Source organism: Providencia sp. PROV267 (genome assembly GCF_028477825.1).
GTDB lineage: Bacteria > Pseudomonadota > Gammaproteobacteria > Enterobacterales > Enterobacteriaceae > Providencia > Providencia stuartii.
This window is the reverse complement of record NZ_JAMPLX010000019.1, coordinates 218,683-228,937: the sequence shown is the minus strand read 5'-3', so window position 1 is coordinate 228,937 and position 10,255 is coordinate 218,683. Positions and strand designations below refer to the sequence as shown.

Genomic DNA, 10,255 nt, shown 5'->3' with positions numbered 1-10,255 from the left:
TAATATTGAGGGCTCTGAACCGCTTACCGCAATATAACTGTCGTGTATAAAATCCTATGCCCATTGAATATTTGGGACTTTTTCAATCACTAATGGCCTTTTTTCACGTTTTGGAAGCACTTTTTTAACCCGTCGTTTCAGGTTTAATCCTAATCGACAATAAACACGATAAACTCGTTTATGATTAAAAGGATAGCCTTGAAATCTCAGTCGAAAATAGCATTTCCAAAACCCTGATTGTGGCGATTTAGCTAAAACGGATTGTATGGCATCGATCACCACACGGTCTTTTTTATGCCAGTCTATTCGCTGACGGTAAAACGTGGCTCGTGACAATGACGTCAGCTCACGAGCCTTAATGACTGATAAGCCTGCCTCTTTTAATGATAGAGTACAGGATTTCTTTTCAGCCACTACCAGCCCTTTTTTGCGAAAAGCGCCTTCATCGCATGATTTTCAAGGCTGACTTCCGCAAAGAGCTTTTTCAGTTTCGCGTTTTCATCTTCAAGCTCTTTTAATCGTTTAACATCACTGGCTTCCATGCCACCATACTTTGATTTCTAATTATAATAAGTAGCATGACTGACCCCATTTTGACGGCAAGTATCGTCCACTTTCATGCCTGAATCAGCGAGTTTTAAAACATTAACGATTTGAGTTTCAGTAAAACGGGCTTTTTTCATCATGACCTCTGCAAATTTTAGGGCAGAAAATCTAATTATAGCTGTCTTATTTTAGGGGAAGTGGACAATAGCAAACTGCTCCACTTGATATTGCCCCTATGTTTCATATGGAAACTTTATGGTAACTATTTTCAATATTTGCGAAGTAGCTCTAAAAAATGACGCAAGTCACAGTTTTTATGTAAACTAGGTAACAGATATTATTGTTAAACCATTTAGAATAACTCGTTACTTGATGTGATGACGTCTTTACGCCATTCAAAAAAAGCAATCGATTAACTAAACGTAAGGAAGACGTTGTGGAACAGAAACAACACAGTGGTACTGCAACCATGAAAGATGTTGCTAATGCAGCGGGCGTATCAACGGCAACGGTCTCTAGAACATTAATGACACCTGAAAAAGTCTCTTTACAGACACGTCAGAAAGTAGAGCAAGCTGTGATGGATGTGGGCTACTATCCACATAACTTAGCAAGGAGCTACAAACGTAACGAATCAAAAACGATCTTGGCGATCGTTCCCGATATTAGTGATCCCTTTTTCAGTGATGTGATTTGTGGACTGGAAAAAGTTGCCGCGCAAGAAGGTTATTTTGTCTTGATTGGCGACTGCAAACATCAACAAAAACAAGAAAACGCCTTCATTAATCTGATTATTACGAAACAAATCGACGGGATGGTACTGTTAGGCTCGAATTTACCTTTCGATGTCTCTGCTGAAGAACAAAAAAATCTCCCCCCTATCGTGATGGCTAACGAGTTCTCTCCTGAACTTAAACTACCAACCGTACATATCGATAACCTAACATCTGCGTTTAATGCTACGCACTATTTACAGAAATTAGGTCATAAACGTATCGCTTGTATCGCGGGGCCTGAACATATGCCACACAGCCAGTATCGTTTAGAAGGGTATAAAAAAGCCATGCTGCGTACGGGTGAAAAATTACGCGAGCAATATATCGTTCGTGGTGATTTTACGCATGAAAGCGGTGCTGAGGCTGTCAAAACTTTACTCGCCCTACCTGAACCACCCACAGCGGTTTTTTGTCATAGTGATATCATGGCAATCGGTGCAATGTGGCAAGCAAAAAAATCAGGACTCATCCTTCCCGATGACCTATCTATTGTTGGGTTCGATAATCTAGAGCAGGCTCAGTATACATTGCCAGCCTTAACAACGATAAATCACCCTCGCGATGAAATTGGTCGCCATGCCATGTTATTACTGCTGGAACAACTACAAGGTAATAGTGTCACCCCTGGCTCTCGTCTCCTAGATTCTGATTTAATCATCAGAGAGAGTACAAAAGCGCCTAAAAGCTAGGCAAAGTCGTTCAGGTTAAGTAACATGTACCACCTAAATCATTCAAGTTGCAGTTTGTTGCTAAAACATCACCAACAATACTGCAACTTGAAATACGACGAGTATAAAACTGAATAATCACAGACACTCAATAACCTAGTGAATTAACAGCGTGGCACAAAAAGATTATGTAGCTCGCGGGCGGTCATCTGCCCGCCGTAAAACCAGTAAAGGCAAAGCCAAGAAAGCGCAAGGCCTACCGATGACAACATTAGTTGTTGCTGTCGGAATTGTTGTCTTGTTTGTGGGCGGCCTTTTCTATATCACTCAAAATAAGAAGGAATCCCCCCAAAGTACGGGAAGCCATTCATCATCAGCACCTGTCGATACTTTACCGCCTAAACCTGAAGAACGCTGGCGCTATATTAAAGAGCTAGAGCGTCGGGGTGTTGATACGCCAAACATTGAGCAGACGCAAAAGAGTACGGGTAGCAACATTATGCGCCCATCGGAGCTAACCCCTGAGCAGCGTCAACTACTAGAACAGATTGATTCGGATAGACGTGGCCCTGTGACGAATTTACCGGAAGTGCCTTATAATGGGCAGCCGGTTCCTCGTTCACAAGTGATCATTAAAGAACCAACTCAACCCGTCAATCCACCAGTACAACGTAAACCTGTCACCTCGACCGAGGCAAAAACAGAAAATCGCCCTGTACAATCAACGCAGCCTGCACCCGTTGAAAGCAAACCCGCGAATAATTTACAAAATATGCTGGTTCAATGTGGTTCTTTCCGTACCGCGGAACAAGCAGAGTCCGTTCGTGCTACACTCGCTTTTGCTGGCATAGAGAGCCGAGTCACTGTTGGCGGCGGCTGGCATCGTATCGTACTTGGCCCTTATTCCAAGTCAACGGCAGAAAAAATGCGCGATCGTGCAAGCGGTGTTGGTGTCTCAGGTTGTATTCTTCGTGCCTCTGGGGGTTGAAAAATACAATCCCCTCCCCCATGTACTGTTTTAACGTACTATCAAGAGCGGCTATTACAGCATTTTGCTTGCTTCAAGTTACCCGTTTAAGAAGGCTGGTAACTTGAAAAATTGATACCCGCATTTTTTTCGTCATAAAACCAGGGGCTAACTCATGACAACAATCGTAAGTGTTCGCCGTAATGGCCAGGTCGTAATTGGTGGAGATGGGCAGGCGACGATGGGTAACACCGTCATGAAAGGCAATGTCCGCAAAGTTCGTCGCTTATATAACGACAAAGTTATTGCCGGATTTGCCGGTGGCACTGCCGACGCATTTACTCTTTTTGAACTGTTTGAGCGCAAGCTTGAACTACACCAAGGCCATTTAACGAAGGCCGCTGTTGAGCTAGCAAAAGATTGGCGTACTGACCGTATGTTACGCAAACTTGAAGCTCTGCTAGCCGTAGCCGACGAACACACCTCTCTTATCATCACAGGTAACGGTGATGTCGTTCAGCCAGAAAATGATTTAATTGCTATAGGTTCAGGTGGTCCATATGCGCAAGCTGCGGCACGCGCACTACTTGAAAACACAGAATTAAGTGCTCGTGAAATCGCTGAAAAAGCACTTTCTATTGCCGGCGATATCTGTATCTATACCAACCACAATGTCAACTTTGAAGAAATTTCTTCAAAATCATAAGGATTACAGTATGTCCGAAATGACTCCACGCGAAATAGTTAGCGAACTCGATAATTATATTATTGGTCAAAACAAAGCTAAACGCTCTGTTGCAATTGCCCTACGTAACCGCTGGCGCCGTATGCAGCTGAATGAAACGTTACGTCACGAAGTCACACCAAAAAATATTTTAATGATTGGTCCAACGGGTGTCGGTAAGACTGAAATTGCTCGCCGCCTTGCAAAACTCGCTAACGCGCCATTCATCAAAGTTGAAGCGACAAAATTTACAGAAGTGGGTTATGTCGGTAAAGAAGTTGACTCTATCATTCGCGACTTAGCTGATTCTGCTGTCAAAATGGTCCGTCAACAATCCATTGAGAAAAACCGTTACCGTGCTGAAGAACTGGCTGAAGAACGTATTCTTGATGTTCTGATCCCACCTGCAAAAAATAATTGGGGTCAATCCGAGCCTGTTGATGAGCAATCACCTGCTCGCCAATCTTTCCGTAAGAAATTACGTGAAGGTCAATTAGACGACAAAGAAATCGAAATTGAAGTCGCTGCGGCACCAATGGGTGTTGAGATCATGGCTCCTCCTGGCATGGAAGAGATGACTAATCAGCTACAATCTATGTTCCAAAATCTTGCGGGCCAAAAACAAAAAGCACGTAAGATGAAGATCAAAGAAGCGTTTAAACTGCTAGTGGAAGAAGAAGCCGCTAAGCTGGTCAACCCTGAAGAGCTGAAAGAGCAAGCTATCGAAGCGGTTGAACAGCACGGTATCGTCTTTATCGACGAATTCGACAAAATTTGTAAGCGCGGTGGTCAAACCTCTGGCCCTGACGTTTCTCGTGAAGGCGTACAGCGTGACCTGTTGCCACTGATCGAAGGTTGTACCGTTTCGACTAAGCATGGCATGGTCAAAACCGACCATATCCTCTTTATCGCATCGGGTGCATTCCAAGTTTCTAGCCCATCAGACTTGATCCCTGAATTACAAGGCCGTTTGCCAATTCGTGTTGAGCTACAAGCGCTGACAACAGAAGACTTTGTGCGTATCCTCACTGAGCCAAGTGCCTCTTTAACTGAGCAGTACAAAGCCTTGATGGCAACAGAAGGTGTGACGATTGAGTTTACTGACGATGGCATTCGCCGTATTGCGGAAGCGGCATGGCAAGTCAATGAATCAACTGAAAACATCGGTGCACGCCGCTTACATACCGTGTTAGAACGCTTGATGGAAGACATTTCCTATGATGCTAGCGAACGTAACGGCCAAACCATTCAAATCGATGCCGAGTATGTCAGACAGCACCTTGATGAACTGGTTGCAGATGAAGATCTAAGCAGATTTATTTTATAAGCTTATTAATTATCAGGTTTTCATGTATCCTTAAGATACGTCTAATAAAGTACAACGGTGACCCATCGTTGTACTTTATAATTTTACGTTAGACGGTAAATATTTAGCCTGTCGCGCAGCCATTACATCGCTTTCCATATGCACGTTTTCATGGACAAGCCGTATACGGTTTTTCACGCGAGGGCTTTTAATGTATTGTACACAACAAACCTGTGAAATTATTGAATGAGCTCATCTACTTCTATTAGCCGTAAGCAGGCTTGGCTAGAAAGTTTACGTCCTAAGACCTTACCATTAGGAGTCATAGCCATTATTACTGGCTCCGCACTGACCTATTTAACGGGTAATTTTAAATGGCCTGTTGCCCTATTAGCCATTATTACCGCAGGCTTACTGCAAATACTCTCTAATCTTGCAAATGACTATGGTGATGCCGTAAAAGGCTCAGATACCGCTGAACGTATTGGCCCTTTGCGTGGTATGCAAAAAGGGGTGATTACCCAAGCAGACATGAAAAAAGCATTAAAAATTAATATTATTGCTGCCTGTATTTCAGGCTTGCTGCTGGTTGTTGTCGCTTGTGAAAAACCTGAAGATGCCATTGGCTTTTTAGTGTTAGGCTTAATCGCGATTGTCGCCGCTATCACCTATACCGTCGGGAAAAAACCTTACGGCTACTTAGGGTTAGGTGATATATCCGTCCTAATTTTCTTTGGCTGGCTGAGTGTGATGGGGACTTATTACCTACAAGCCAATACACTGAACATGATCACCTTTTTACCGGCTACAGCCTGTGGTTTACTCTCCGTTGCCGTACTGAATATTAATAATATGCGCGATATCGAAAATGACGTAAAAGCAGGTAAGAATACCCTTGCTGTGCGTTTAGGCCCATCAGGCGCGCGAATCTATCATGCTATTATTATTATTGTTGCTATACTCTGCTTAGCTTTCTTTAACTTACTTTATCTTCGTGGCTGGACGGGCTGGTTGTTCTTGCTTGCCGTTCCCATGTTAATGAACCATGTGCGTCGCGTACTCAGTGATCCAACCCCTGAAGGGATGCGCCCAATGTTAGAAAACATGGTAAAAGCCGCACTATTCACTAACGTTCTCTTTTCTATCGGTGTAATATTGAGTAAGTAATTGCTTATTTTTTGACTTAGCCCCCTTGTTTTTGGGAGGTGGATTTTGCCAATCACCTCTCAAAAGGGATATACTTTATCTCTCTTGCAGCAAATAAAGACCTATACACTATGAAATATGATACTTCCGAACTCTGTGATATCTACCAAGAAAGCGTCAATGTGGTAGAGCCTCTCTTTTCCAACTTTGGTGGACGTACTTCATTTGGCGGTCAAATCATTACGGTCAAGTGCTTTGAAGACAATGGCCTACTATATGATTTGCTGGAAGAAGACGGTCATGGTCGTATTCTCCTTGTCGATGGTGGCGGCTCTGTACGCAAAGCCCTCATTGATGCGGAACTTGCTCGCTTAGCCGTTGATAACCACTGGGAAGGTATTGTGGTTTATGGCGCTGTACGCCAAGTAGACGCATTGATGGAGTTAGATCTGGGTATTCAAGCAATTGCCGCCATACCAGCAGGCTGCCCAGATGAAGGTATTGGCGAAAGCGATATTCGCGTCAATTTTGGCGGCGTTACCTTCTTCTCGGGTGACTATCTCTATGCAGATAACACAGGCATCATCTTATCAGAAGAACCACTTTCAACTCAGGATGGTAGCGAGTTTGAAGTACTAGACGACGACCTCTAATCATCAATCGCATGATCATACGGTTTCAAAAAAGAAGGGCTGATAATGATATCAGCCCTTCTTTTTATGGTTCTGTGGTACAAAGTACAATTTGGCTATTCCCCTATCACAAGGGATAGCAACGTAAAAATCCTAACGACTCATGCCAAGCTATTTCAACTTTTGATATCAATAGATAACCTACAATCATCAGCAACAGCTATAACTTATTGACCCTATGTACCCCTAGATAATTCGTGTTGCTGCTCGTCAGCGGTCATAGGTTATCGCGATGAGCATACATAAGTATGCCATTCAGGTAACCAAAAGAAGCCAACAACGCTGCTGCGCGAAATATAACCGGTATTTTAGACTTCTTCCATTTTACCCAGCAAACCACGCAGACGCTCTTGCCACGATTGTTGCTCTTGTTTCAGTTGTTCGTTTTCACGTACCAGTGATTCGGTGCCCGATTTCGCATTATCCAGTTCTTGAACAAGCGCACTATTTTTATCTTTTAGCTCATCGATTTCCATTTGTAACAGTGTGATGGTATCAATCGCTTGTTGGACTTTTGCTTCTAGTTTCTCAAATACTTCAAATGACATTCTTCTGACCTCCCATGTAAGCTTTAATATCGATTGTAAGTAGCATGATCCTCTGTGTCTAGTGGCTTGACTCTGATTCCCCAAATCCCTTATTTTAAAACACTGGTCTGATCACATCGTAAAGGTCGATTGCGTCACTATTTTTGGTCGTTTTCTTTCGTTTTGGTGATGTAACACACATATTTCAATTTCGATATTTCTCGTTTGCGCTCATTAACGATAAATTTACACTATAGGTTTTCACTTTGAAGATCTTAACCTGAAAAACATTACAATAATTTTAATTTTCGTAGGATAGAAGATATGAGCCAAACGACCACGACTACACTTACCGGTCAGTGCATCTCAGAATTTTTAGGTACTGCACTCATCGTATTCTTTGGTTTAGGCTGTGTTGCAGCAGTCCGAATCGCCGGAGCACAACTTGGCCTCTGGGAAATCAGTATCATATGGGGCTTTGGTGTTGCACTCGCTGTATACTTAACCGCTGGCATCTCTGGGGCTCACCTTAACCCTGCCGTAACCATTGCACTTTGGTTATTTGCTAGCTTCGAAAGACATAAAGTCGCACCTTACATCGTTGCACAAATGTTAGGAGGTTTCTTCGCTGCCGCCTTAGTTTATGCGATGTACTCACCTGTATTCATTGATTACGACCAAGTTCACCACATTATTCGTGGCACACAAGAAAGCCTCTTTACTGCTGGTGTATTCTCTACTTACCCAGCCCCGCAAATTAGCGAAATGCACGCCTTCTTTATTGAGGTGGTTATCGCTGCCATCCTCCTGTGCCTAATTTTGGCTTTAACCGATGATGGTAACGGTATTCCACGTGGACCTCTAGCACCGCTATTAATTGGTATTCTGATTGCCGTTATTGGTGGTTCATTCGGCCCACTAACAGGATTCGCCTTAAACCCTGCTCGAGATTTCGGACCAAAAGTTGTTGCTTATCTCGCAGGCTGGGGGGATATTGCCCTGACAGGTGGACGTGAAATTCCTTATTTCTTAGTACCATTGATTGCTCCTATCGTTGGCGCACTGATTGGTGCATTCGGTTACCGCATGCTGATCACTCGTCACTTACCAGGTTTCGTGCATACGAAAAAAGACGAGCCATCAAAAACATCTAGTAAAAACGCTTAATCATCACCGGAACAGGTTTAAATTATGACAACAGAAACAAATATCGAGAAAAAATATATTGTCGCTCTTGATCAGGGAACAACCAGTTCGCGGGCCGTTGTACTCGATCACGACGCCAATATCATCAGTATTTCACAGCGTGAGTTCACTCAAATCTATCCTAAGCCAGGCTGGGTAGAACATGACCCAATGGAAATTTGGGCAACACAAAGCTCAACGCTTATCGAAGTATTGGCAAAAGCAGATATTCGTACCGATGAAGTTGCAGGTATCGGGATCACTAACCAACGTGAAACCACCATTGTTTGGGAAAAAGCAACAGGTAAGCCAATTTATAATGCGATTGTTTGGCAGTGCCGTCGTACTGCGGATTTCTGTACTCATCTCAAGCAAAATGATAAAGAGCTAGAAGAGTATATTCGCCAAAATACTGGCCTCGTTGTTGACCCCTATTTCTCTGGTACTAAAGTGAAATGGATTTTAGACCATGTTGAAGGTGCTCGCGAACGCGCTGAAAAAGGGGAATTACTATTCGGTACAGTAGATACATGGCTCGTATGGAAAATGACCCAAGGCCGTGTTCATGTAACCGACTACACGAACGCTTCTCGTACCATGATGTTTAATATCCGCAATCTGGAATGGGATGATAAGATCCTTAAAGCGTTGAATATTCCGCGTGCAATGCTGCCAGAAGTTCGCCCATCGTCTGAAGTTTATGGCCAAACTAACATTGGTGGTAAAGGCGGTACTCGTATTCCTATCTCTGGTATTGCAGGTGACCAACAAGCCGCACTCTATGGCCAGTTATGTGTGAAAGAAGGCATGGCAAAAAATACCTATGGTACAGGTTGCTTCTTGCTAATGAACACAGGTGAAACAGCGGTTCGTTCAAACCATGGCCTGCTGACAACTATTGCGTGTGGCCCAAGAGGCGAAGTGAACTATGCCCTTGAAGGTGCGGTATTCGTTGGCGGTGCATCTATTCAATGGCTACGTGATGAGCTGAAACTGATTGATGAGTCCACTGACTCTGAATATTTCGCAACAAAAGTGAAAGACAGCAATGGCGTCTATGTGGTGCCAGCCTTCACCGGTTTAGGCGCACCATACTGGGATCCGTATGCGCGTGGTGCTATTTTCGGCCTAACACGTGGTGCTAACCGTAACCATATTATCCGTGCAACACTGGAATCTATTGCTTATCAAACTCGCGATGTGCTAGATGCGATGCAAGCCGATGCGGAAACGCGCCTTGCAGCACTCCGTGTAGATGGTGGTGCGGTTGCGAACAACTTCTTAATGCAGTTCCAAGCAGATATTTTAGGAACGTCTGTGGAACGCCCTGAAGTTCGCGAAAGCACGGCTTTAGGTGCAGCTTACCTTGCAGGCCTTGCGGTTGGTTTCTGGAAAAGCCTCGACGAGCTACAAAGCAAAGCAACAATTGAGCGTGTGTTCAAGCCAGGTATTGAAACAACCGAACGTAACTATAAATACGGTGGTTGGAAAAAAGCCGTGGCTCGCGCACAAGAGTGGGAAGACCGCGCGTAATCCCTCTTCACTCCTGATATAGATCCATAAGGCAGCACCTTACCGTGTTGCCTTATTTATTTCATATCATAGCTAATTAATTATTTATTAAATAGTTAGCTCATTAGTGTACAAATAATAAATTAGACATTCTCTATGCCTCATTGAAAAATGCAGAAATCCTAAATGGGATTAATGATATTTTT

9 protein-coding genes and 1 pseudogene are annotated in these 10,255 nt (G+C 43.6%); 8 read left to right on the top strand and 2 right to left on the bottom strand.

Going from position 1 to position 10,255, the window contains the following annotated elements:
* Window positions 1-57: 57 nt before the first annotated feature.
* Window positions 58-683: pseudogene (locus PR709_RS13960) on the bottom strand (transposase); the annotation flags it as partial.
* A gap of 299 nt (window positions 684-982) precedes the next feature.
* On the opposite strand from PR709_RS13960, the gene cytR reads away from it, so the two are divergent.
* From cytR to rraA, 6 genes are all read left to right on the top strand, one after another.
* Window positions 983-2,011: a DNA-binding transcriptional regulator CytR gene (gene cytR / locus PR709_RS13955; protein WP_004924634.1), complete on the top strand. Its 1,029-nt coding sequence runs from the start codon at window positions 983-985 to the stop codon at window positions 2,009-2,011.
* 151 nt (window positions 2,012-2,162) lie between these two features.
* Entirely contained in the window at window positions 2,163-2,978 is an 816-nt protein-coding gene (ftsN, locus tag PR709_RS13950) for a cell division protein FtsN (protein ID WP_036942552.1), read from the top strand.
* A gap of 154 nt (window positions 2,979-3,132) precedes the next feature.
* A complete protein-coding gene (gene hslV / locus PR709_RS13945; RefSeq protein WP_004924640.1) occupies window positions 3,133-3,663 on the top strand; it encodes an ATP-dependent protease subunit HslV in 531 nt (176 codons plus the stop codon).
* Window positions 3,664-3,673: 10 nt separating this feature from the next.
* The gene (gene hslU, locus PR709_RS13940; protein WP_014657242.1) at window positions 3,674-5,008 is read left to right on the top strand and encodes an HslU--HslV peptidase ATPase subunit; all 1,335 of its coding nucleotides are present in this window, start codon (window positions 3,674-3,676) and stop codon (window positions 5,006-5,008) included.
* 225 nt (window positions 5,009-5,233) lie between these two features.
* On the top strand, window positions 5,234-6,154 hold the full coding sequence (locus tag PR709_RS13935; RefSeq protein WP_004924644.1) for a 1,4-dihydroxy-2-naphthoate polyprenyltransferase: 921 nt from the start codon (window positions 5,234-5,236) through the stop codon (window positions 6,152-6,154).
* 110 nt (window positions 6,155-6,264) lie between these two features.
* On the top strand, window positions 6,265-6,786 hold the full coding sequence (gene rraA, locus PR709_RS13930) for a ribonuclease E activity regulator RraA (RefSeq protein ID WP_014657241.1): 522 nt from the start codon (window positions 6,265-6,267) through the stop codon (window positions 6,784-6,786).
* A 347-nt stretch (window positions 6,787-7,133) separates the two neighbouring features.
* Here the strand turns inward: rraA and zapB are convergent, their stop codons facing one another.
* Window positions 7,134-7,373 carry a cell division protein ZapB gene (gene zapB, locus PR709_RS13925; RefSeq protein WP_004924650.1) on the bottom strand — a complete coding sequence of 80 codons (240 nt, stop codon included), beginning with the start codon at window positions 7,371-7,373 and terminating at the stop codon, window positions 7,134-7,136.
* Between the two features lie 303 nt (window positions 7,374-7,676).
* On the opposite strand from zapB, the gene PR709_RS13920 reads away from it, so the two are divergent.
* On the top strand, window positions 7,677-8,519 hold the full coding sequence (locus PR709_RS13920) for an MIP/aquaporin family protein (RefSeq protein ID WP_004924651.1): 843 nt from the start codon (window positions 7,677-7,679) through the stop codon (window positions 8,517-8,519).
* A 24-nt stretch (window positions 8,520-8,543) separates the two neighbouring features.
* Window positions 8,544-10,070 (top strand): glycerol kinase GlpK, encoded by a 1,527-nt coding sequence (glpK, locus tag PR709_RS13915; RefSeq protein ID WP_004924654.1) that lies wholly within the window; start codon window positions 8,544-8,546, stop codon window positions 10,068-10,070.
* Window positions 10,071-10,255 lie beyond the last annotated feature (185 nt).